Origin of the sequence: Butyrivibrio sp. INlla21, assembly GCF_900116875.1 — a bacterium.
Classification (GTDB): Bacteria; Bacillota; Clostridia; order Lachnospirales; family Lachnospiraceae; genus Butyrivibrio.
On sequence record NZ_FPCC01000012.1, the window covers coordinates 43,213 to 67,578 of the forward strand.

A 24,366-nucleotide genomic window follows, 5' to 3' on the forward strand; every position below is an offset into this window, starting at 1 on the left:
ACCGGAGCATAAGGTGATTGAATCTATATTAAAGAGTTCAGCGTTTATTACAGATAATATTTTAAGTACAATACACACCCCGACAAGGACAACGACCGAAAACGTCGCATTTTTCTTATAACGAGCTCCAAATATCAATCTGTATATTATCAAATACATACATAGATCAAAGAAAACAAATAAACAATCCAATAAAAAAATTACCATCCCATACGTCCTTTAACTTTAGCAAGTACATAGTCATCATATTTATTCTTTACATCTTCAGAAAAGCTTCTTCCAAGCGGAATAGCCTCTTCATTATCGATGCATATCTCATTGTATTTGATTCTTTGTACATGAGATAAGTTAACTATATACGACCTATGGATACGGACAAATCTATTTTCGAGCTCTTTTAAAAAAGATGTCACTCCCATTCTTTCCGAAGCAGTTTCTTTTCCGTTTGACAATTTGGCAACAAGATAGTTTCCGTCTGATTTGATATAAAGAATATCATCATAGTTATAAACCTTATCACCAAAGGTAATGCCTTCCTTATTGCTGTATTCCTTATATATATTCCTAATCCACTCGCACACAAGCTTTTTATCAAGCGGCTTATTCATAAAGCCGACTACCCTAAGTCCAAAAGCCTGTTGCATTGCTTCGGTGTGACTTGTTATAAAAATTATTTTTTCGACAGCGGAATTTTTTTGTAGACTGTTTTTTATCTCAATGCCTGTTTTCCCCGGCATCTCAACATCAAGAAACAGAATATTTATAGAAACATCCCCCGAAGACAGCTTTTTATCAAGCTCCTCCCCATTTTTACACAAGATAAAATTATACTGCGCCCCTGATACAGAAAAAAATTCATTCACACAATCTTGGATGAACTCTCTGATCCTCTCATCATCATCACAAATAGCTATTGTGAACATATTACTCTCTCCCCATTTATATTTTTCAATCCTCTTTGTCCATAATAGCACATCAGGAGCCGAAAAATCGACTCCTGATTACAAATCCCCCCTTATAAAAAAACGCAATCATACATTTAAAAGCGCTTTGACAGCATCACAAACGCCTTCCCAATATGCACAAGAAATAAATATGCTTTGAATAAATCCCATTCTTCGTCCCTCCTTCCATCGTTTGCTTTATTGAAAGTAACTTATCTGGCATAAAAGCCAGGCTATTACCAATACAAGATTTAATCCCGCCAATACCTTTTCCGGCGGCTCCATATCCAAAATAAACCTTGAATTATTTTTTTTATCTTCCCGAAAAAGAATCCTGTAAATAAACATCAGAGAAAAGGCTGATAATATAACATAATTCGATATATAAAATCCTTCTGTCAAACCTTCGTTTCTGTTGAATGCTGACAATAGTACCGCCACGATCAAAGCAAAAGTAAATGCCAGTCTCTGGACTGTAATGCCGTGTTTTATAGAATCCATTCATTCACCACACTTTCTATATTTTTGTCATTATCAAAGTAAGCTAAGCTGCAGTGATCGTAGTCAAATGCACTCCTTATAAAATCAATCTGTTTTTCTTTATCTTCTTTAGAAAAATCATCGAGCTTATTTATTATGCATTCTAACGGAGATTCGTAGCGTCTTTTAAGCGCCCTGTCCCATTCCTGGGTATAGACTGTTCTGTCCTTTAATAGCGTTGTGAAATAAGGCACATCACCTCTCATCAACTGCTGTATCTCATGCTTAAGCGAATACTCATCTATACTGCTGTCTGTAAAAACTAATTTTATATAATCCTGCGTAGTCTCTTTATCCTTTAAAAGCTCAGGTGAATTAAGCTTTTTTAGCATTTGAGAATAAAATTCGCGGTTTCTTAAACTTATTCTTATCTTGGTATTTTCATAATCTTTTAAAAGCTTATATATAGCAGGGTGGCTATCCATGATATTGTCATAGCCTTCATCAAACCCTTCTATAACATCATCAACATACTCCCATACGGGAACGCTTTCGCCGGACAACTTCGGTAAATGCGTATGTTTTCCTTTGTATTTTCTGACTTCCCATCGCTCTTTTGCCTTGGACGTGAACTCATCTGTTATATCACTCTCGGAACGAGCAACAAATATCACATCTCCCAAAGCGTTGTGCTCTATTATATCTTTGTTTTCCCTGCTGTAATGCATAGGAATGATCGCTGTCTTAAATACGGATCTGTCAAAAAGTTTCCTTCCCTTCGTCACCTTTTTTGAAAAAAGATTGGTCGAAGATAATGTTTCCGCATCGATAAGCACCGGATATTTTCCGACTGCGTATACTTTTCTGTCATTTATATCAACAGCGTTCATCAGATACGCCAAAGCAAGCATAAATCCCGCATTCTTATAAAACTCTCTAATATCACTTTCCGTATTACATCTATAGTTAGTGACATGCTCGGCCCAGAAATATTTATTTCCCTGAAGCATATTCAAAATCTTGTAATTATCATCACCGCTTACAAGCTTTATCAGCTTGCCATACAGCTCAAATATTCTTCCGCTCTCAGGTTTGTAGATGACATAATCTTCATTTATCTTGCATCTGACCGTGCATTTCCCGCTGTTTCTTTTATCTCCGAGAAATTCCACTTCCTGAAGAACGTATTCACCGGCTCTTTTAAGAAGTCTCTTGGTCCTTAGCTTATCCAGATCGTTCAAGTATCTTTTTATCACTTCCAAGAGGAACGCATAGCCAAGATCCATGGTACGATGAATTCTTTCGTGCCAAAGCTTGTATCTGGCAATGAATCTCTCATAGTAGTACTTGTCAAAAAAGCGATCTATGTACTGTTTATACTGTGAATCGGGATAAAGATCCCAGAATTCAAAAACGCCTTGTCTCTGCTCGTTAATATCAGCTATCAACAGCGTCTGACTTATATCTCTTAATTCCCCCTTGAGATAGTCCTTAAACTGCTTTTTGATCTTCCTTACATTTATGAGTTCTCTTTCGGCTTCTTCATAGCCTCTTGTCAGTACGGATAAGTCCTTTTCGAAATCCCTAAGCTTCTCTTTTACCAAAGATTCATATATGGATTCAAACATATACTTCTCCTTGGTAGTACTCTTTTCCTTCAACGTCTTCCCTCACCTTTAGAATAAGACCGGAGTATCACGACATACTCCGGCCTGCTTTTGGCATAACATTATGGATAAAAAATAATAATCAGGTTATAGTAGTTTTGGTTTTATCCACTTATATCAATAATGATGTTAGAGACTTTGTTATTCATGTACACTTAATTGTTCATTGTGTTTTGACTTCCCCCATAATGTTATGGTAAGGTGTTAGATCCTTACAAGGAAAGCTTAATGTGTGCGAAAACGTTTTTCAACATCAATGGGACGAACGACAAGTTTTTGTTATGAACGACAAGTTTTTTAACGATAAACGTTAAATGTCACTTTTCATCTATTGTTTCTTTATTTGCCCAATAAAAAGACTCCGAGGAACAATCCTTGGAGTCTTTAGAATATACAATATCATATTTAATCCGTAACCATTATTAGTAATTACTTTATAAGTCTCGCTTCAGCTTCTTTTATCTCTTTTGCAGAGGCATTGAGCATTTTCTTTGCATCAGCTTTTGATCCGCCATTAGATAAAAAATCAGTAATGGTCTTTATTCTTCCATTATTAAAGTATTCCTTGGCAACTTCTTTTGCATAATTCTCTGCATATTTCTTAGCGTAGTTTTCTGCATATAATTCAACGGATTTGCACACTTTACTCATTCCTCCTTTAGTATTTTTAAAATAATTTATTGCTTTGCTTGTTGCCGGAAACTTATCGCTGTAGAATGCGTCTTTTCGCAGCATTAACTGCAATAATTCCGACTTGTCGGAGGCTTCTTTTACTTCCGTGTTAGCAAAAACAATATCTTCGCCATCGTTTATCGGTACATATTTACCGTTTTTTGTATTCATGCAACGCGATACATGTGTTATTGTCCGATTATTTTTTAATGCATCATATTGCGTTATATAAAGGATGGTCACGTTTGGAATATTCTCAAAATCTGTTCCTTTAGGAGTATACTTTGCGGTTATACTTGATGCGTGAAAACGGGTTCTTTTTATATCATCGTTTCCATCACCTTTTTGCATCTCGATATTACATATAGATCCGTCATCTAAAATGCAGAGCGCATCAATAGTAATCTCCCTATGAAGGCTTTGAATTACTTCCTGTACATTTACTTTTACTACTTTTAATTTTGGCATGTCAAGAAGAGTCCTTAATATCTCCTGACATACGTTCTGTTTGGCTGCTACCAGCCTCCACAACGAATCATCAATGATCCTTAATCCCACTGCTGTTTCCAGAGTGGCTTTCGAATATTGTTCCAATTGCATTTTTCTTTCTCCCATTATAACATGAACCTCCCAAAGAGGCTGCGTAATATATATTCCGTGCCTTGCGGCAAAAAGTGGAATGCTTCGGCGAACAGCCGAGAAATAATTATGATTGATCTGAATGATCTAATCGATAGAAATCATTGTAACGCGAAATTTTGAAAAATCCTTGTTCAGATTCTTAAGATTTGCGAAAGACAAATAATCCGGGTAGAAAAAAGACTCTGAGGAATAATCCTCAGAGCTCTACACTTAACTCGATCCGTAATTCAATTTACCGGTAATATCACACAGCCTCGGCGATAACAAGGTGTCTGGGAAGTCCGCCTGAAATGATCGGCATCATCTCGCCGAAGATAAGAGGACGGGCATACTTGTCAAACTGCTCTGTAAGGCCGCATCCGTCGGGTGTTATCCACTCGTCGGGGATCATCTTCTCGCAGTTGGCGATAGAGTGTATGTCGTAGGTTCCGTAAGTGCAGATGTAAGGGCAATCACTGCTCCACTCTTCCTTACCGAAGTCTTGATACATAGCTCTCTTCATGATGATCATCTTGCCGGTCTCACCTGCCAATGCAGCATTAAGAGCTTCGTAACCGCACTGATAAGCCTCTCTTACGTCTGTAAGTGATGCCATGTGAGAAGCGGCTCTCTGAAGAGTACTGAGCTCAACGGTTCTCGTACGTAAACCAAGCTCTGCGCTTAATTTGTCGGCAAGTACCTTACAAGCTGCGCTCATCTGCTTATGACCGAATGTATCCGTTGCAACTTTGCCACCGAGCTCGCACACATATGTGCCGTCGGCAAGTTTGATTCCCTCTGAAATTACAATAAGTACGGGCTTACCTTTGGAAGAGAGTTCCTTCATCTGCTCCATGAACTTGTCCATGTCAAAAGGTCTCTCCGGAAGAAAGATTGCATCGGGTCCCGAGCAATCATCAGATTTGGATAAAGATGCTGCTGCCGCAAGCCATCCCGCATTTCTTCCCATGATCTCTACGATAACGGTTGCAGGATTTCTTTTGTCAGCTGCCTGATTGTCTCTGATCAGCTCTTTTACGCTGGTCGCTATATATTTGGCTGCAGAACCAAAGCCGGGGCAATGATCGGTGATAGGAAGATCATTGTCTATTGTCTTGGGTATGCCGATAAAACGCTGAGATTTACCCTTTTCTTTTGCATAATCCGACAACTGCATGATTGTATCCATTGAATCGTTGCCACCGATATAGAAAACCATATCGATATTGTTCTTCTCAAGAACATCGAAGATCTTGATGTAGTCAGCTTCATTCTTACTTGCTACAGGAAGCTTGTATCTGCATGTTCCGAGAACCGCTGCAGGCGTTCTCTTAAGCAGTTCCACATTGGTCGTATCCGACAAGTAATTATCCAGATCGACGATGTGTCCGTTAATAAGACCTTCAATACCATGGAGCATACCGAATACCTTTGGTGCTCCGAGTTCCTTGGCGCGTACATAAGCGCCGGCCACAGACGCATTGATAGCGGCCGTAGGCCCACCTGACTGTCCGATTATGACGTTATTCATGAGTCCCTCCCAACTTAACTAGATTTTTGTGTAGTTTCTTTTTATATATCACGGATCTAACCCGCAATTTTCACACAACTAAGATAATAATGCCAAAGGCTCCCTCAAATAACAAGTCTTGACTTTTCCGGCGTTTTTTCTCCTGTCTAAAAAGTTTATAGATTTTTATTATTTATTTATTTGATTTGGGTACAAAAACGACCTTATCATTAATCTAGGATAAGAAAAAAGTTTGTAAATGGGGATCGTAACTACAGTCAGCTAACATCATAGTCAGGCACAAATAGGTGTAAGCTATGAAAAAGACATTACGAATAATCCCGGCTCTCTTAATGATCACATACCTTGTCGCAACATTCGAAGGCAGCGCATACGCAAAAAGCGCCAATCCACCTGATATTTACGACATTATAATGCTTCAGAAGATTAATTCGTTTAGAGAAGAAAACGGACTGCCTGCTCTGGAACTAAACGATGATCTTCTGGATGTAGCCGATGTGCGCCTAAGCGAGCTCCCGGTTAATTTCGATCATACAAGACCAAACGGAGAGAGCTACAAGACAGTATATACAGAGCTTGGACTTACGGATAAATATGAGCGCGGAAGTGAGAACATCGCCAAGATCCTGGATGAATGGGATTTTGAAAACGAAAACGGCGACGAATATGTTGAATATATCTTTGAAGCATACGTAAACAGTGACAGTCATCGCGAGAACATGCTTAAGCCTTACTGGAAATACTACGGCAGCGGATTCCTGACCAATTACAACGGTAATTGCTACCAGATACAGGTATTTGCAAAATAAGATCATTATTTCTCTTTGGACACACACATTGCAAGATATATAAAGAACATCGGCGTAGCACATACTATAGAAAAATTACACAGAGAATATGTCATATAAGAGATAGCTGAAACAAAGGCTATCTCTTTATTTATTATCCCGAATCCTTCTCTGATAAAAGAGAACATGACGGTGTAGATCATGTATATATAAGCCGCAAGCCCTATTATTCCTGTATTTATCAGATAATCCAGATACTCACTGTGCGCGGATGTAAGTGCCAGATTGTTAAATCTGCTCGTAAAAGTGCTTAATCCGGATCTCGTTCCCAGATAATCATTAAGCACATACATGTAACGGTTCGGCCCAACTCCAATGAGTTTTTCTTTTAACGGCAAATTTTTGTACAGATCCATGGACAGCTTCCATATATAACCTCTGCCGTTTGCCATGTCATCATGCCCGCTGACAAAAAACACCAACGCATAATATACGATCACAGCGATAACAAACGCCCACGGAAGGCTCTTTTTCACAAAGGCTCGGACAGCGTCTTTTTCCGAAATCAGTGTCAAGAATCTGCGGATCAATACAAGGATAAAAACCGCAAACACAGTCATCATAAGCATATTGGTTCCGCAAAGAGTAGCCGCAGCCAAAGCGAGGATCAAATAAATCCCGTACAGTATCCTCTCCAAAACATTTTCCGTCATGACATGCATATAGATAGCGATCGGAATGATTATAGCCATATATTCGCTAAACCATCCGTAATTGCCCAGCGTTGACACATAAAGGCTGTACTTGGGATCGGTGCCCTGCTCATACATATTAAGCAGATCTATCCCCGCTCTGTTGATAAGTGCCAGAGCGATAGGAAATATCGATGTTGCCACAATAAAATGAAATATCCACTTGGGTGTTATAAGAAATCTTGAAATATAGAAATACGACAGAATCATCAAGGTAATCGACAAAGCGCCCATTCCGAAGCCGGATACTCCGTAGAAGGATTCTTTAATATGCCCTGACAAAAGAGCTGACAATACAACCGCCGCACCGAAAACGGCCATGGCGATATCCGTTCTTGAAAACTTGATCTTTGGTTCTTTGGTGGTCTCGATATTTCTTTTACCAAAATCTTCGATCAGGGAAATTTTCAAATTCAAATGTTATTCCATCACCGATATCTATCTTCAATATTTCCTTGATTATCTTAGCTATTTCATCCTCAGCCATGCTAATTCCGTTAACCGTTGTATCCATATCCATTGTTGTTCGTTCCATAACTCCCAACATTGAAGAAATCAGCATTCCGCCTTTCAGAATAAAGTTTCTTGAATAATTTGATCGTGATAATCTTTCAAGTACCCTCTCAAGAAAAAACATTTGAAGTACTTCCTGTGGCATCAATCCACGTTTTGCAGCAAAAGATCTTACCTGCCCTTTAAGTTGTTCCGGTGTCCTTTCTTTCACTACAGTACCTCCATGTACGTTCTTACTTTTTCTTCAATATTGAACTCTCTGGCATATTTTACAATCTTTCTCGGATTGCATTTCGCGGAAAAATACTCTCTCATAGCCTGTGAATATATCTGGGTATCCACTGATTTTTTATCTTTTATAAGATCACAGATACAGCGTTCATAATCGTATATTTTGACCGTGTATCCCTGTGGAGTGATAACCTCAGTTATCCCCAATCCCCATATTTCTTTCTTGCAATAATGAAATCTTGTATTATCATAATCCCTTTTTATACGAGAGACATTATCCCCCTGAGGAACGGTTATATCGAGTTCATGAGGGACACGATCGGACAAGCCATGTAAATATAACGCCGTACCATGTGAAAATATCAACTTCTCAGATCTGTTCTGTATCATACGAAACTCATCAGGTTGATTGTCTGCCAATAAATATCTTCCATGTGATTCCTTGATCAGCCACCCGTTAAGTAAGCATATATAAAGAAGAGTTCTAGTAAATCCTGCCTCTGCGAGTTCTTTAGCTGTAATAACTCCATCATGCAATTCAAATAATGATTTTAGCAATTCAACACTAATCTCCATAATGTTTCACCGCCTTTCAAATCGTTCTTTAAAATCATTATATTAAAGAACGATTTGAAAGTAAACTAATTAATTAAAAAAGCCATAAGAGTGAATATTACGCTCTTATGGCTTGATATGATCTATATTATCCAATATTGTCTATTACTCAACCGTAACAACCTTAGCGAGGTTTCTCGGCTTATCAACGTCAAAGCCCTTGGTGTAGGATGTGTAATATGCGATGAGCTGCATTACAACAGCCGCAGGGAACGGCATGAACATATCGCTCATCTCGGGAAGGATAAATGTGTCATCCTCGGGGATGTTCATATCCTTGTAGAGAGACTCTTTGGTAATAAGGATCATGCTGGCACCACGTGACTGAACCTCTCTGATATTGGAGTATTCCTTGGATGCAAGTAAGCTCTGAGTTACAAGAGCAACTACAGGTACTCCGTCCGTGATAAGTGCGATAGTTCCGTGCTTAAGCTCACCGGAAGCATATGCCTCTGAATGAACATATGAGATCTCTTTTAATTTAAGCGATCCCTCAAGAAGAAGTGAGTAATCAAGACCTCTACCGATCATGAATGCGTTATCTGCGTGAAGGAACTTGTTTGTCATCTTCTTTACAAATTCTTTTTTCTCTAAGATCTGCTCAATAGCATCGGGAACAGTCATAAGTTCATCAAGGTAAGCCTTCATCTCTTCAGGCTCGAGCATACCGTTAAGTCTTGCGGTATGAATCGCAAGCAGATAGAATATCGAAATCTGGCTTGTAAATGCCTTGGTACTTGCAACCGCAATCTCAGGACCTGCCTGTGTATAAATGCAATAATCACTGTTATCGGCAATTGTAGATCCCTTTACATTAACTATAGAAAGAACCTTGGCGCCTCTCTTCTTGGCATACTTGATAGCCTCGAGAGTATCGATTGTCTCACCTGACTGAGAAACGGCGATAACAAGAGTTCCGGGCTTGATAACAGGATTGGTATAAGTAAACTCGGAAGCAACCGCAACATCGGTGTGGATGTTAGCAAGTGTATGGAAGAGCTGCTGTCCGATAAGTCCCGCATGCATGGCAGTTCCGCAGGCGATAACGATAATATTCTGATTTTCTCTGAAAAGAGAATGAGGAATACCCTCAGCTGTAAATGTTGTTCTTCCGTCTACTATATGAGGCATGATAGTGTCTCTGATAGCGTCGGGCTGCTCGTGGATCTCTTTTTCCATATAAAAAGCGTATCCGCCTTTTCCGCCACGACTGGTATCCCAGTCGATAGTCATAAGCTGAAGAGGTACCTCGTGCTTCTTCTCATCGTGTACCACGATACCCTTGGATGAAAGGCATGCGATGTGATACTCGGGAAGGAAAGCGTACTCCTTGGCATGAACGCCGAGTGCCGCAACGTCCGAAGCAAGCATAGCGCCGTGCTCGGTCATGGCAACAACGATAGGGCTTACGTTACGAGCCGCATAGATCTTGCCCGGCTGATCAGCAAAAAGAACCGCAAAAGCAAATGTTCCCTTTAAAACGCTGATCGTTGATCTGATAGCCTTCTCTGCATCTCCGTCATAGAAATGATCCATAATCGCAGCAGCTACCTCTGTATCTGTCTCTGAAACGAGCTTATCCTTAAGATTGTATTCCTTAATAAGCTCTTTGTAGTTCTCTATAATTCCGTTGTGCACGAGAGTTACTCTTCCCTGATTGTGAGGGTGAGCATTAGCATCGCTGACGCCGCCGTGTGTAGCCCAACGTGTATGTCCGATACCTGCGCATGCCTCTTCCGTATCTCCGGCAGTGATCTCTCTTAACTTGGATACACGGCCCGCAACCTTCTTAACGAAAGGCGCATCAGCCTCACCGGGGAAAAGAGCTATTCCCGCACTGTCATATCCTCTATATTCCAAAAGCTCAAGTGAATCAAGAAGTATCTCTTTGGTACTTCTCTTACCAATATAACCGATAATTCCGCACATAATATCTCCTATTCGATTACCTTTTATTCAACTGATTTATTATAAGAGTTTGATACTTTTCAGTCAAATTTGACATCAAAATGATCATCATGTAAAATGCATAGGAATTATGGAATTTAATGTTATGAAGAAAAAAACTATCGAAAAAACAAACAACTTAATAGTGAAAAGCCCCTTTGTAGCAGCATTTGCCATGATATTCGCTTTAGGATTTCTGGCAAGCGGAACAGTATGTATTGCAGAAGAAAACCCTGACACCGCTTCCGAAGTTGCACCGGCTCCTTTAGAGGTAGCCGCACCTGAAACGAACCCCGAAGGACAGGCACAGCCTGAAGATGCAGCAGCTTATGCAGTATCTACTCCTTTTGCGGTCACTAAATTTGAAACTCCCGTTACCATGTACGTCACCGAGACCATCAACGTACGCGACGGAGCGGGTACAGAATACAATCCGATCGGTAAACTCGGTTGGGGTAATTGTGTTTCTGTTACCGGAACAACCGACAACGGTTGGTATGAGATTGATTACAACGGCACTGTTGCATATATAATAAGTAACTACGTGTCACAGGATATTCCCGGTATCCCCTATCTTTTTGTGGGTGATTCAAGAACAGTACAGCTTCAGATGGCTGTAGGTTCCAATGAAAAAGCTTATGTAGCCAAGGTCGGCGAGGGCTACTACTGGTTTAAGAACACAGCAATGCCTCAGATTCAGGCAAGCGCCGGCGCGGGCACAACAATGGTCATCAACTTCGGTGTCAATGACCTTGCCAACGCTTCCAAGTACATCAAGCTTGTAAACAGCAACATTGATGCATGGGAAGCACAGGGTATTACGGTTTACTACGCTGCGGTAACTCCCGTAGGCGACTGCTCTACAGTATCTAACGATCAGATCGAGAAATTCAATGCAAGGCTTCAGGCAGAGCTTGATCCTCGTATCAAGTGGATCGATGGATATTCATTCCTTAAGCAGAACGGATTCTCTGCTTCAGACGGGCTTCATTACAACCGTTCAACTTACAAGAACCTTTATTCTTACTACATGTCAGTAATAGGAACAGACGTATAAAATGATGGGTGGACCAAAGCTTACGGTCCACCCATTTTTCAATTGACAAGCCTATATTCTATTGCTACAATAATGTTCGTGGCTCTGATGAGTCCCAAGCTGTTGTAGCACAGTCGGTAGTGCGTCGCATTGGTAGTGCGGAGGTCACGGGTTCGATTCCCGTCAGCAGCTTTAATGATATAGGTGTCGTAATTAAAACAGTCCACTTCATGCTCGCATGAAAGTGGACTGTTTTTAATTTACGACCCTAACAAGTATGAGAAAATAGCAATTTACGAAGTAAATTAGCGGTTTCCGAACGCTTGAAGAATTGCGCGAACAGCTTTAGCTGTGGAGCAATTCGTATATCATTAAAGCGTCAATTCTTGCTTACTGCCCCTTAGCTGCCATAAATGTATCAAGCTGGCTGTTTGCGTCATCGATTATTCCATCGATTCCATTATCTTTAAGCTTCTTAAGGAACTCAGGAAGCTTCTCGTCGGGATCAACCGTTCCTGTGCAAAGTGAAAGCATATACTCATCAACCACGTTGGCTACGGCACCCATCTGTGCCTCTACCTGTGAAGAATCATAAGCATATCCGAGAATAGGAATCTCTTTTGCTGCTCCGTAGTATGACTTAAATCCATCCCAGAAATCTGTGCCCTGAGCATCTGTAGGAGGAAGGATTGTTACGTTGCCGACACCGTTTGTCCAAGGCTGATAATCAGCTCTCTTATCTGTGAATGTGATTGTTCCGTCATCATTCTTGGTATAGTGAATATCCTGTACACCATAGTTAAGAAGTGTCATAAGTGTAGGATCTGTATTTAAGAGATTAAGGAACATCATAGCTCTGTCGGGATTCTTGGAAGCTGTTGAGATAGCCATCATAGCGCCCTGTGAAGATGTTGTATCAACATAAGCGTCTGTGCAAGGAACCATCTCTACGTGGATTCCTCTCTCCTGTGAAGCCTGAAGCTCATATCCGAGTGAATATGACTGTGTACCGATGAGGTACTCACCTGAAAGCTGTTTGTTTGTTCTTGTATCGTTGGCCTGATTCTTGTTACCCATTGCAGGATCGATGAAGCCTTCAAGATAATACTTTCTTGTCTGATCTACGAACTTCTTGAATTCCTCTGTCTCAAACTTGTTTACAAGCTTGTTGCCGTACTTGCCGGGCTTTGAAACGTCTGTAGGATCAAGATAGTATGACATGAAGTTACCTGTTGCGCTGTCACCCGTAACGATGATAGTATTGTCTACCATTCTCTCAAGAACCGCACCCTCGATAAGAAGAGGATAGAAGTCGTTTCCTTCGCCTTCTTTTACCTTCTTAAGGATTTCTTCGAATCCGTAGTAGTCGGTATTCTTGATATCATCGAGTGTGTATCCGTATTTCTCCAAAAGATCTACGTTAACATCCCAGCAGTTCTGAGTAGCGATATCCTTGTATCCGGGAACAGCATAAACGCCGTATCCGTCTGAACCGTTGATAGTAGCACCGTTGATAAGAACTTCGGGAAGGAGCTTCCAAAGATCCTGTCCGTACTTCTCGATCAGGTTGTTCTCGGGATTATCAAGTCTTACCCAGTAACCGTCTCTTGCAAACTTGTTGTACTCATCGGCACTCCAAGAGCATGTAAAGTAAATATCAATATCGTCTCCACCCTGAAGCGCAAGCACCGCATTCTGATCGAAATCACCCCATGTACCCCAGATGGGCTCAAGAGTAACATTGATCTTGTCTTTAAGATATGCGTTAACCTCTTCCAGCACCTTGCTGTCATCGGTTACGTTACTTCCGTGGAAGTACATCTTAAGAGTAACGGGATCAAGAGAAGCTACATCAATCTCCTCAGGTGCTGCCGCCGGCTCTGCTGCTTCCGCTGCCGGAGCTGCCTCTCCTGCGTCACCCGAACTTTGTGTTGCACCTCCTGAAGCCCCACATCCGACTGCAGCCAGTACCATAGTACATGATAACAATACTGCCATTAGTTTCTTCTTCATATAACCCTCCTTTTTTTAAAGCACGTCTCGTGCATCATTAACATCATCCTTTTACCGAACCGATCGTAAGTCCCGAAACAATGTATCTCTGGAAAAAAGGATACGCACAAGCAATCGGAACCACGATAAGAACAACCAGTGCCATCCTGAGTGAATCTGACGGAAGGTCGCTTACGATATTGCTCGCCTCCGCGCCGATCATGGATGAGTTCTTCACAAGGAAATCCACCTTGGTCTGCATCTGCATAAGCAGATACTGAAGCGGGAAGAACTTGGCTTCTCTTATATAAAGCATTGGAATGAACCACTCGTTCCAATACGCCAGTGCCGATAACAAACCGACCGTTGCTATTCCCGGTTTGGAAATGGGAATAATGATCTTAAACAGTGTCGTATACTCTCCTGCTCCGTCGATTGCCGCTGCATCTATGAGTTCCTCCGGAATCGAACTCTGGAAAAAAGTCCTCATAACAATGATGTTGAACGGATTAAGGAGCATCGGGATTATTACTGCCCAGTAGCTGTCTGAAAGTCCAAGAACCGTCTTACAAACAACGTATGTAGGTGCAAGGCCGCCTCCGAAGAGCATTGTAAAGAACGCCCAGAAGGTAAAGAACTTTCGGAATTTGAAATCCTTTCTGTAAAGCCCGTAAGAGTATAGGATCGTAACCAGCATCGTAAGTATTGTTCCGACGATGGTTATAAAGAAGCTGTTAAAATACGATCTCCAAAGCTGATCTCCGAGCTTCATAACATAGTTGTATGCTTCCAGCGACGTTGTCTTGGGAATAAACGAATATCCTATCGCTCTTATGCTCTCCTGCGATGTAAAAGAAATTATCACAACAAATACAAACGGCACGATACACAAGAGACAGAACAGAATAAGCACGATATGGCATATTATTTCTGCCGGAACGGATATGGAATTTATCCTTCTTCTTTTAGTCTTAACGTTAGCCATATATCCTCCTTAGAACAGTGCGCTGTCCTCATCAATCTTTTTTACCACCTTATTGGCAAACATAATGCACACGAAGCCTACGGCATTTTGCAAAAGACCTCCCGCCGTCGACATTCCGATATTATTGGTTGCCGTCAAAACTCTGTAAATATAGGTATCGATAACCTGCGTCGCCGAGAAAAGAGATCCCGAATTAAGAGGTACCGTGTAGAACAGACCAAAATCGGAATTGAAGATCTTGCCGACATTCATGATAAGAAGAATGCAGATCATCGGTCTTAAGTTAGGAATTGTCACGTAGAATATCTGCTGCCACTTGGTAGCTCCGTCGATAGCCGCCGCTTCGTACTGCGTCGTATCGATTCCGGTTATGGCTGCCAGATACAGGATTGATGAATATCCTATATTCTTCCAAAGATTACATATCGTCAGGATAAACGGCCAATACTTCGGCGTATTGTACCAGTCTATCTTCTCAAGACCTTTGGTCATAAGGAAATGATCGATAAGTCCCTTTGTGGGATCAAGGAATGCAAGCAGGAAATAACTTGCTACAACCCAGCTTAAGAAATATGGGAAAAACATTAGTGTCTGATATGTCTTTGCAACAAACTTATTGGTAAGCTCATGCAGCATGATGGCAAAAGCCACTGCGATCACCAGACCCAATGCGATCCATACAACGTTATAACAGATAGTGTTTCTGATATATATCCAGGAATCCGTTGTGGCGAATAAAAACTCGAAGTTCTTTAAACCTGACCACGCAGAATGCATAAGATTATTCCAGAATGTTGGATTTTTGGGATAAACTTTATAGTTCTTGAACGCGAGAACAATTCCCGCCATTGGAAGATATCTTAAGAAAAAAAACCAGATTGCTCCCGGCAAGACCATGCTTGTCAGAAATATAGTTTTCTTTAGACTTGCTCGTTTCTTAGTCTTAGACATTTGCAGCCCCCTTTTTTACTTCTCTAAGAATATTGTAGAGTCTGCAAATCCCTAAGTCACGGCACCATTTTGTTCATTTTTGTACTATTTTGTGTGATTTCTGTATTCGTTTGCGGATATGCCTTTTACCTTCTTGAAAACCCTCGAAAAATGGGCCACATCCAAGAATCCGACTTCCTCCGCAACATCGCTTATTCGCTTAGAAGGATCTTTTAACAGCTCGGAAGCCTTCTTGATACGAACGGTATTAAGTATCTCGGAGAAATTCTTCCCCGTCTCCTTATTAAGAAGCTTACTCAAATGCCACTGGCTCACATAGACCTTGTCTGCGACATCGGACAAAAGAATCTTCTCGTTATAATGTTCTTCTATGTAGCTGAGTGCATTTCTAACGATGAAGTTATCGGCTACCGCCTCTTCCGACTCTCCGTCTTCAGGAACGTCACTGCTTGTTCCTTTTATCTTATCCGATCTTTCGACCATATGAGCTATGGCTTCATTTATCTCATCCATATTGGACGGCTTTAACAAAAACCTGGACACCCCGAGATTGATCGCTTTCTGCGCATATTCAAAATCTCTAAAGCCCGTAAGAATAGCGATCTGCATATCCGAGTATTCCGACTTAAGTCCCGCGATCATGGTAAGGCCGTCCATCTGCGGCATACAGATATCAAGGAAAAGAATATCCGGATGTAGCTCTTCGATAATTCTTTTTCCCTCGACTCCGTCTCCCGCGGTTCCTACCACTTCGCAGCCGTATTTGGCCCAATCTACACTTTTTGACAACCCCTGTACGATTATGGGCTCATCATCTATGATGACAACTTTCTTCATCTCATCCCTCTTTTCTTATAGGCATGACCATTCTGAATTGCATTTTGTTCTCGCCGGACTTGTTAACGCTCAGTCCGTACTCTTCCCCAAAGATCAGCTCTATTCTCTTGTTCACGTTGTAGATACCGATGGAGGTATGTGTTCCCGGTTCGCTCTTTTTAAGCTTGAGCTCTCCGCTTATGATCTTTCTGATCCTGTCCACTTCCTCATCCGAAATATCTTTTCCGCTGTTGATAACATCTATTATAAGTTCATCGTTTTCTTCAAAAATATTGAGCCACACGGTACCTCTGTTGACGCTCTCAACACCGTGTTTGATGGCATTTTCAAGTATCGGCTGTAATATAAGCTGCGGCACGTAAGTTCCAAGCGTCGTGCTGTCTATGAGCTTTTCAACCTTAAGTCTTTCTCCGAATCTCATGCTCATGATGTAAAGGAAAGCATCTCCGCACCTGAGCTCATCGGCCAGCCGCACAAGCGTATCGTTGTCTCTGTTGATGCCCGAATCAAGGACAGTTGCCAGCGATTCTATCATCTTGCTGACTTCCACATCTCCCGACATTCTCGCCTGCCAGTTCATCATCTCCAAAGTATTATTAAGAAAATGAGGATTGATCTGCGCCTGAAGTGCCGCTATCTGCGCATCTTTCGTCATCATCTTCTGGGTATACTCGGTATTCTTTTTCATATAATAATAGGAAAGCAGCATGATCGGTATCATTCCTATTATCGTGATAAATACGATGATGTTGATCCTAAAAAGCTCATAATACAGATCTTTTGAATTCTGAAGATAAAAGAACTGCATCTGATAGTACATACTGCCGGTAGCACACCTGTAGCCCTCATAGTACCTTCTGAAATAAGGTATTATATTGAAGTTTCTCCTATAGATATCTTTTCCGGAAGAAAGATACTCAAGCACTTCCTTCTTATCTTCTTCGATTTCTTTATCCGAATCCCTATAAGTAATAAATTCTTTTTCATCGTCAAAAGAAATATAGATGGCGCTGGATGTATCTATCGGAATATCCGCAAAGAGCTTTTGCTTATCGAGCCCCGCAACTATCGTGGCGTAGCGCCTGTCATAAGCGGAATAAAAAAGATTCTGAACAAGGTATATCCTGTTATTGGCAACGACCACCTTGGTTCCCTTTTCTTTTTTTTCGATCTTATCCTTGATCACCGGCTCTATATATTCTACGTACTTATCATATTCGTAGCCGTTCTTTCCGACATAAGCACTCGGTGATTCACCGTCTTCATAGTAGAGCGCAACACAGGAATAGTGCCCGTCCATATAGAATTTCCTGTTTAGCTCGGACCTTGCCCAGACAAGGAATTTCTCATTTCGCGAGCGCCTCTCCCACTCACCTCCGACCGACTCTTTATGCAGCTTGTAGCTTGCATCGTCAATCTGAGATTTTATGAGTACCGCTGAGACTTTGGCTTCATTTGCCATTTCTCTTTCGGTTCTTTTTACATATGCATCCTGATATTGGATAAAGATAAATGCAGACAGCACCGCGATCGGAAGTATCCACGATGCCATGAATATAAGAAAAAGAGAGCGCTGTAAAGAGGATAAGCCAAGCTTACCCCTAAACAAGCCTCTCTTCTTTTTTCTTAACCCCTCACGCTTTCCCATTTACCCTCTTTGTTCCACTTAAGTACGGTCTTATACCCAAGCTTGGAATACCAGGGTGCAACTCCCGTGTAGTGAACATAGCTTATATCATAGCCAAGCTCCTTAAGTATCACGGTTGCTTTATCGATCATCTTAAGACCGATTCCCTTTTTCCTGAATTCCGGGATCGTTCCGACACAGCCGGGACCTCCAACCTTGTAGGTAATACCGTCTTCCTCATACATTCCCATATCTTCGATCATACAAAAGCTGACAACTCTGCCCCCGCAGAAACCACAGTAAATCCTGTCAGTGGGCTTGTATATGTCAGCCCAAGATTCATCAACCTCTCTTACTGCTTTTAAGAAGGTTTCAAAATCTCCTTTATAATAATCATATACTATATTTTCGGGGATGTATAATTCTTTGTTTTCCTCATAGGAATCCAGCATAAGTGTCATCTCTTCATAGGTTTTGTCAGATGATATATTTGCCAGATTTTCGGTCGATAGGAAATCCTTGTATAAGGTATCAAACAGTTTTTTATTGTTCATGTTTAAGTTCCAAAAACTCCTCATATAATTTGCAAAGCTTCTTGGCATCTTCGGTATTCGGCATCTCGGAATAGATCCTTAAAAGCGGCTCCGTACCTGAAAATCTCGCTATTATCCAACCTCCGTTTTTAAAGTAAACCTTGCTGCCGTCAAGATAGCTTACCTTATCCACATCAAAGGAAAATTCAGGAAGTTCTTTTTTGATAAGGAGTCTGTCCATGATCTCTTCCTTTTTCTCCTGAGTGAAGTGGTAGTCATTCTCTTCCATTGCGATCTTTCCATATTTTTCCTCAAGGTCCTCTATGATCTCTGACATCTTCTTACCGGTAACTGCGATCATTTCAACAAGAAGCATTGCGGCATACACTCCGTCTTTTCCCTTGATATGTCCGCGTACTGTAAGGCCTCCCGATGACTCTCCGCCGATAACGGCATCCGTCTCATTCATTTTGGCCGAGATATGCTTAAATCCAACGGGAACCTCGTAGCACTTTTCGCCGTATTCTTCAGCCATTCTGTCAAGGATGTGCGTTGTGCAGACATTTCTTACAACAGGACCCTTCCAGCCTTTGAACTCTTCGAGATAATAATACAAAAGAGCCATTATCTCATTGGGGTGAAGGAATCTGCCCTTATCGTCGATGACACCGATCCTGTCGGCGTCTCCGTCGGTTGCGATTCCTATATCGTAGTGTCCGTCCACAACAACGTTCTGAAGCTGATGAAGCGTAGCTGCGGTAGGAGCGGGAAGCTTACCTCCAAAAAGAGTATCATGTCTGTCGTGAATGGTCTCAACTTCGCATCTTGCTGTCTGAAGAGTTATTCGAAGAGACGTCTCACTTACGCCGTACATAGGATCAAGAACTACTCGAAGGCTCTTTTCCTTGATGGCATCCATATCTATTCTTGATATTATGCTGTCGATGTATTCGTTAAGAGGATAGATCTCGTTAATAAGTCCCGCCTCTTTGGCTTCATCATATTCCATATATTCGACGGGATCACCTGTCTCGACTTTCTTGATGTACTCCTCTATCTGTGCTGTCTGGATCTCATCAGCATCCCTTCCGCCTGCGGTAAATACTTTTATACCGTTATAAAGAGCGGGGTTGTGGCTCGCGGTTACCATCATTCCGTAAGAAAGTTCATGCTTCATAACATAGAACATAACTACGGGTGTGGGAACAGACTTGTTTATGAGATAAGCCTTTATCCCTTCCTTTGCAAAAACTCTTGCTGACCACTGCATTGCTTCTTTTGAAAGAAATCTCCTGTCATATCCTATTACTATTCCTTTTGATGCAACGCCTTCGTCTTTCATCTTGGTTGCAAGGGCTTTAGCAAGAAGCTCTATATTACTTCTTATGAACTCATCACCTATGATGGCTCGCCATCCGCCTGTACCGAATTTGATCATTTTATCATCCTCCTCATAATTAACCCATTACAACTTTGACGTTGTGGTCGGTGCCCGCCTCGCAAGCAGGTATCTTATCCACTTCTTCGCCGTCAAATATGATCTTTTTAACTCCCTTTTGAACATGGTCGGGATTTGTTATCTCTATCGAATATTTTGCTCCGCGCCAGATCCTTTCAACCTTAAAGCCTGCCCAGATATCGGGTATGCAAGGATCAATCACAAGCTCATCGTACGATGGTCTGATTCCCAGAATATATCTTGTTGCCGAGAAATATGACCATCCGCCGGAGCCCGTCATAAACGGATGTCTCGCTCTTCCGAACTGTTTATGTGAAGGTCCCATGATGAACTGGCAATATGAATAAGGCTCGGCCTCTCTTGTCTCTATCTTGTCGTTCTGATAATAAGGACAGAGCGCATCATAGAATTTCATTGCGGTGTTTCCGTTTCCGAGAACGCACTCGGCTGCCCATGCCCAAGGATTGGGATGAGAAAATACCGATGAGTTTTCTTTAAGTCCCGGGAACACCTTGGTGATAAATCCGATTGAAGGATCTATCTTGGTATACGGAGGTGTGTTGAGCAGGATTCCCCACTCGGTAAAAAGATATTTATCAACAGCTTCCATTGCCTTTAAAGCCTTGGCTCCCGTTGCAGCTCCTGAAAGAACCGCCCAGGCGTTGGACTCAAGGTGTACTCTTCCTTCTTCGTCCTTGGAGGTTCCGATCTTCTTACCGTTCTTGGTTATACCTCTTATAAACCACTCTTCATCCCAGAGGACTTCGTTACTTAATACCTTAAGCTTATCGGCTACTTTGCCGTAATGCTCTGCATCTTCGCTTTTTCCGAGTTTATTCGCAAGCTCTATGAAATGAGTAAGTGCCCAGTGATGAAGGAAGCTTACCATTGCACTCTCTCCGCCGCCGAGGTTAAGGCAGTCGTTCCAGTCTGCTCTAAGTCCCTTGCACACGCCGTTTTGACCGACTTCTCCTTCGGAAAAATCAAGGATCTTTTTCATGTGTTCATATACTGTTCCCTCGGGGCCGTCCGCGTACGGAAGTACCATGTCGGCAAATCCGAGATCTCCCGTCTCTTTTATGTACTCTGTAATTGCGGGAACAAGCCAGAGGGCGTCATCCGCGCAGGCGTCTTCCTTGGAGTGAACTCTGTCGCTTGCAGATACCGGAATAACCGTCGGTGACTTAAATCCATCGGATTCGGGTTCTTCTTCAAACCATGCGGGATCAAAAAGATGCAGTCCGTAGCCTTCGGAAACAAGGCCGTTTAAGAGCTGCATTATTCTCTCTTTACATTTCTCGGGATTGGAATGCGGGATCGTCATAGCATCCTGAGCGGTGTCTCTGTAACCAAGTCCCGTTCTTCCGCCAAGCTCTATAAACGAAGCAAATCTTGAGAACATAACGTTGATCTCGGACTGATACAAAGTCCATGTATTTATCATTGTGTTCATGCCTTCGCTCGGAGTATCGATAACAAGCTTGGATATTTTCTTATCCCAATACTCTGCGAGTTCTTCGTATGCTCTGTCTACATTGGCAAGATCGCTGTATTTTTCTTTTACTCTTTTTCCTTCGCTCCTGTCGCCTTCTCCGAGCATGAAGATAAATCTTACTTCTTCTCCGGGATTAAGGCTAAAGTTCTTTTGAAGACTTCCGCAGTGATTTCCGCCCTTTTGCTCCGAAGATGAACACTTACCTGTCTCGACTGCCACGGGATTATCTTCTGTGTGATACATTCCGAGGAAAACATCTCTTTCGCAGTCATATCCGTCGGGGTCGAAGTTTGAAGCAAAGTACTGGAATCCGTCAGGCTCATAATGAAGATCTTCTTCTATTATTCCGTCTTCATATGAAGCGCCCGCGCAGTACAAGCTCATCTGGAAATTCTGATTATCAATTGCTATTGAATGGAATGAGAATTCAAGATATGAAAATATAGAAAGGTTTCTGACCTTATTCTCAGTGTTTTTTACCCTGACGTCCCATAAAAGAACGTTCTCGGATAACGGAACGCTCATCTTCTGAGAACACTTAAGCCCGTCATATTCACACTCATAAACGGTATATGATAAGCCGTGTCTGCAGGTATATTTAGCTTTATCAAGCGCCTTTGCTACAGGCTGCCATGAAATTGTGAAATAGTCGGAAGAATCGGCATCCCTGAGATATACATAATATCCCGGTCTGTCCATCGGAATGCTGTTTCCGTGAAATCTACTGATTCTGTGATACTCGGGGCTATCGTAGAATGAATAGCCGCCGGCCGTATGATTTATGACTGTGGCAAATTTCTCGACGCCGAGATAATTTGTCCAGGATGTCGGCAGGTCAATCCTGTCGATCACATATTCTTTATTATCGTTGTCAAAATAGCCATACTTCATGCCATGGACCTCCCATATAATCTCTTATATGAATTATTCTAGTCTCATGGCATTTAATTATGAATGTATGTACTTGTTATTTTATGCTTATTTTTGGTAAGACTTATTCACAGCATAAGTTGTGAAACAAGGAACTGATAAATCTCCTGATTCTTTTCCTGCCAGTTGTTGCAGATACTCTGTGCGATCTCTTCCGTAGGGACAGGGAAGTTTAGCTCAACTATGTCCTGCCCGTTCTCTCTTGCAACAAGGTGAGCTGTGTATTCGTTGTCGCCTGTTTTCCTGTAATCCGCAAGTATGGAAGCTTCGTTTCTAAGCTTCATACTGTTGGCACGAAGATACTCATCTATCTGCTGCCTGATTGAAGGATTGATCCTGTTTCCGAAAAACTTAAGCGTCTCATCTCCCTCAGATGTGATCTCAAGGAAGGTTCTGTTTGCTACCGTCTTTTCTATAATGAGCTTTGACACCGCAAGCTCGGAAAAGACCTCTTGCAGTGTCAGAAATGTAGTGTATTCGTTCTCTAAGATAAAATCGTATATCTGTGCCTTGCTAAGCGGTACATCGCAGCGCTTTAGCATGTACAGAACTATCATCTTATATAAAGTAAGATACTGTGAACTCACAGTGATGCCTCCAAATTAAATATGTGCCTTAACTGCTGCTGAAATAACATCCGCAACTCTGGGATCGAACGCTGCGGGGAGAATGTTCACATCAGAGAGTTCATCTTCCGCAACAAGACCGGCAAGGGCTTCTGCTGCCGCAAGCTTCATCTCTTCGGTGATCTGCTTTGCTCCTCCTTCGAGCGCTCCGCGGAAGATTCCGGGGAATACAAGAACGTTGTTTACCTGGTTGGGGAAATCACTTCTTCCTGTTCCGATAACTCTGATTCCTGCTTCCTTGGCAAGGTCCGGCATGATCTCGGGAACGGGATTGGCCATGGCAAACATGATAGCATCCTTGTTCATTCCCTGAGCCATCTCTTTGGTCACGATACCGGGTGCGGAAACGCCGACAAATACATCAGCTCCCTTAAGTGCATCCGCAAGGCTTCCCGTCTGCTGATCGGGATTCGTAACACCCATCATCTTCTCCTGCATCCAGTTAAGATCAGCTGATTTCTTATGAAGGATACCTGACTTATCACACATTGTAACGTTCTTAAAGCCGTAGCGAAGAAGGAGCTTTGTGATCGCGATTCCTGCGCTTCCCGCTCCGTTTACAACAACCTTGCAGTCTTCCTTTTTCTTACCTACTACCTTAAGTCCGTTGATGATACCCGCAAGAACAACGATGGCTGTTCCGTGCTGATCGTCGTGGAATACGGGAATGTCGAGTTTTTCTTTAAGTCTTTCTTCTATTTCAAAGCATCTCGGTGCAGAAATATCCTCAAGATTGATTCCGCCAAAGCCGGGAGCAAGGTAAGTAACGGCCTTGATGATCTCCTCTGTATCCTGTGTGTCGAGGCAGATCGGAACAGCGTTAACTCCGCCGAATTCCTTAAAGAGAACTGCCTTTCCTTCCATAACGGGCATTGCTGCGTAAGGTCCGATGTTTCCAAGTCCCAAAACCGCACTTCCGTCTGATACTACAGCGATGGTATTGGATTTTATCGTATATTTGTAAGCAAGACTCTTATCCTCTGCGATAAGCTTACAAGGCTCTGCAACACCGGGTGTGTATGCTATTGCAAGATCCTCTTTTGAATTAACTTTTGCTTTGGATAATATCTCAAGCTTTCCATTCCATTCTTCATGCATCTTAAGTGCTTTTTCTGCGTTGTTCATAATGTCTTC

21 protein-coding genes and 1 tRNA gene are annotated in these 24,366 nt (G+C 42.0%); 3 read left to right on the plus strand and 19 right to left on the minus strand.

Features of this window, described 5'->3' with window-relative positions:
• Window positions 1–200: 200 nt before the first annotated feature.
• The 5 genes from BM377_RS08570 to BM377_RS08590 form a co-directional block, all read right to left on the minus strand.
• Window positions 201–923, minus strand: a complete 723-nt coding sequence (locus BM377_RS08570; RefSeq protein WP_092246728.1) for a LytR/AlgR family response regulator transcription factor — start codon at window positions 921–923, stop codon at window positions 201–203.
• Between the two features lie 219 nt (window positions 924–1,142).
• A complete protein-coding gene (locus BM377_RS08575) occupies window positions 1,143–1,445 on the minus strand; it encodes a hypothetical protein (protein WP_092246732.1) in 303 nt (100 codons plus the stop codon).
• Complete coding sequence (locus BM377_RS08580; protein ID WP_143104489.1) at window positions 1,433–3,085, minus strand: DUF4135 domain-containing protein; 1,653 nt, start codon at window positions 3,083–3,085, stop codon at window positions 1,433–1,435. The genes BM377_RS08575 and BM377_RS08580 overlap by 13 nt, the downstream gene beginning before the upstream one ends.
• 435 nt (window positions 3,086–3,520) lie before the next feature.
• Window positions 3,521–4,378 (minus strand): PD-(D/E)XK nuclease family transposase, encoded by an 858-nt coding sequence (locus tag BM377_RS08585; RefSeq protein ID WP_092246739.1) that lies wholly within the window; start codon window positions 4,376–4,378, stop codon window positions 3,521–3,523.
• Window positions 4,379–4,649: 271 nt separating this feature from the next.
• Window positions 4,650–5,915 (minus strand): 6-phosphofructokinase, encoded by a 1,266-nt coding sequence (locus BM377_RS08590; RefSeq protein ID WP_092246742.1) that lies wholly within the window; start codon window positions 5,913–5,915, stop codon window positions 4,650–4,652.
• Between the two features lie 296 nt (window positions 5,916–6,211).
• On the opposite strand from BM377_RS08590, the gene BM377_RS08595 reads away from it, so the two are divergent.
• The gene (locus BM377_RS08595; protein WP_092246746.1) at window positions 6,212–6,724 is read left to right on the plus strand and encodes a CAP domain-containing protein; all 513 of its coding nucleotides are present in this window, start codon (window positions 6,212–6,214) and stop codon (window positions 6,722–6,724) included.
• 5 nt (window positions 6,725–6,729) lie between these two features.
• Here BM377_RS08595 and BM377_RS08600 read toward each other — a convergent pair whose 3' ends face one another.
• The 4 genes from BM377_RS08600 to glmS all read right to left on the minus strand — a co-directional run bounded on the left by BM377_RS08600 (window position 6,730) and on the right by glmS (window position 10,743).
• On the minus strand, window positions 6,730–7,872 hold the full coding sequence (locus BM377_RS08600) for an O-antigen ligase family protein (RefSeq protein ID WP_143104490.1): 1,143 nt from the start codon (window positions 7,870–7,872) through the stop codon (window positions 6,730–6,732).
• On the minus strand, window positions 7,835–8,179 hold the full coding sequence (locus tag BM377_RS08605) for a nucleotidyl transferase AbiEii/AbiGii toxin family protein (protein ID WP_242948132.1): 345 nt from the start codon (window positions 8,177–8,179) through the stop codon (window positions 7,835–7,837). The genes BM377_RS08600 and BM377_RS08605 overlap by 38 nt, the downstream gene beginning before the upstream one ends.
• Window positions 8,179–8,775 carry a type IV toxin-antitoxin system AbiEi family antitoxin domain-containing protein gene (locus BM377_RS08610; protein WP_092246753.1) on the minus strand — a complete coding sequence of 199 codons (597 nt, stop codon included), beginning with the start codon at window positions 8,773–8,775 and terminating at the stop codon, window positions 8,179–8,181. The genes BM377_RS08605 and BM377_RS08610 overlap by 1 nt, the downstream gene beginning before the upstream one ends.
• A gap of 144 nt (window positions 8,776–8,919) precedes the next feature.
• Window positions 8,920–10,743, minus strand: a complete 1,824-nt coding sequence (gene glmS, locus BM377_RS08615) for a glutamine--fructose-6-phosphate transaminase (isomerizing) (RefSeq protein WP_092246756.1) — start codon at window positions 10,741–10,743, stop codon at window positions 8,920–8,922.
• 124 nt (window positions 10,744–10,867) lie between these two features.
• On the opposite strand from glmS, the gene BM377_RS08620 reads away from it, so the two are divergent.
• Together BM377_RS08620 and BM377_RS08625 are read left to right on the plus strand one after the other, a co-directional pair.
• The gene (locus BM377_RS08620) at window positions 10,868–11,818 is read left to right on the plus strand and encodes an SGNH/GDSL hydrolase family protein (protein WP_177223837.1); all 951 of its coding nucleotides are present in this window, start codon (window positions 10,868–10,870) and stop codon (window positions 11,816–11,818) included.
• 98 nt (window positions 11,819–11,916) lie between these two features.
• A tRNA-Thr gene (locus BM377_RS08625) sits at window positions 11,917–11,989 on the plus strand.
• A gap of 198 nt (window positions 11,990–12,187) precedes the next feature.
• Here BM377_RS08625 and BM377_RS08630 read toward each other — a convergent pair.
• From BM377_RS08630 to BM377_RS08675, 10 genes are all read right to left on the minus strand, one after another.
• Window positions 12,188–13,810, minus strand: a complete 1,623-nt coding sequence (locus tag BM377_RS08630) for an ABC transporter substrate-binding protein (RefSeq protein ID WP_092246762.1) — start codon at window positions 13,808–13,810, stop codon at window positions 12,188–12,190.
• Between the two features lie 43 nt (window positions 13,811–13,853).
• Window positions 13,854–14,774, minus strand: a complete 921-nt coding sequence (locus BM377_RS08635) for a carbohydrate ABC transporter permease (RefSeq protein WP_092246765.1) — start codon at window positions 14,772–14,774, stop codon at window positions 13,854–13,856.
• 9 nt (window positions 14,775–14,783) lie between these two features.
• A complete protein-coding gene (locus BM377_RS08640; protein WP_092246768.1) occupies window positions 14,784–15,725 on the minus strand; it encodes an ABC transporter permease in 942 nt (313 codons plus the stop codon).
• A gap of 84 nt (window positions 15,726–15,809) precedes the next feature.
• The gene (locus BM377_RS08645) at window positions 15,810–16,562 is read right to left on the minus strand and encodes a response regulator transcription factor (RefSeq protein WP_092246771.1); all 753 of its coding nucleotides are present in this window, start codon (window positions 16,560–16,562) and stop codon (window positions 15,810–15,812) included.
• A 1-nt stretch (window position 16,563) separates the two neighbouring features.
• Window positions 16,564–18,210, minus strand: coding sequence for a sensor histidine kinase (locus BM377_RS08650; protein ID WP_092246774.1), 1,647 nt, complete (start codon window positions 18,208–18,210; stop codon window positions 16,564–16,566).
• Window positions 18,189–18,743: a GNAT family N-acetyltransferase gene (locus BM377_RS08655; RefSeq protein ID WP_177223838.1), complete on the minus strand. Its 555-nt coding sequence runs from the start codon at window positions 18,741–18,743 to the stop codon at window positions 18,189–18,191. Before BM377_RS08655 ends, BM377_RS08650 begins: the two co-directional genes overlap by 22 nt.
• A complete protein-coding gene (locus BM377_RS08660) occupies window positions 18,733–20,160 on the minus strand; it encodes a phosphoglucomutase/phosphomannomutase family protein (protein WP_092246780.1) in 1,428 nt (475 codons plus the stop codon). Before BM377_RS08660 ends, BM377_RS08655 begins: the two co-directional genes overlap by 11 nt.
• Before the next feature lie 19 nt (window positions 20,161–20,179).
• Window positions 20,180–22,567: a glycoside hydrolase family 94 protein gene (locus tag BM377_RS08665; RefSeq protein WP_092246782.1), complete on the minus strand. Its 2,388-nt coding sequence runs from the start codon at window positions 22,565–22,567 to the stop codon at window positions 20,180–20,182.
• Window positions 22,568–22,674: 107 nt separating this feature from the next.
• The gene (locus BM377_RS08670) at window positions 22,675–23,193 is read right to left on the minus strand and encodes a DUF4364 family protein (protein WP_092246785.1); all 519 of its coding nucleotides are present in this window, start codon (window positions 23,191–23,193) and stop codon (window positions 22,675–22,677) included.
• Between the two features lie 15 nt (window positions 23,194–23,208).
• Entirely contained in the window at window positions 23,209–24,357 is a 1,149-nt protein-coding gene (locus BM377_RS08675) for an NAD(P)-dependent malic enzyme (protein ID WP_092246788.1), read from the minus strand.
• Window positions 24,358–24,366: the final 9 nt, after the last annotated feature.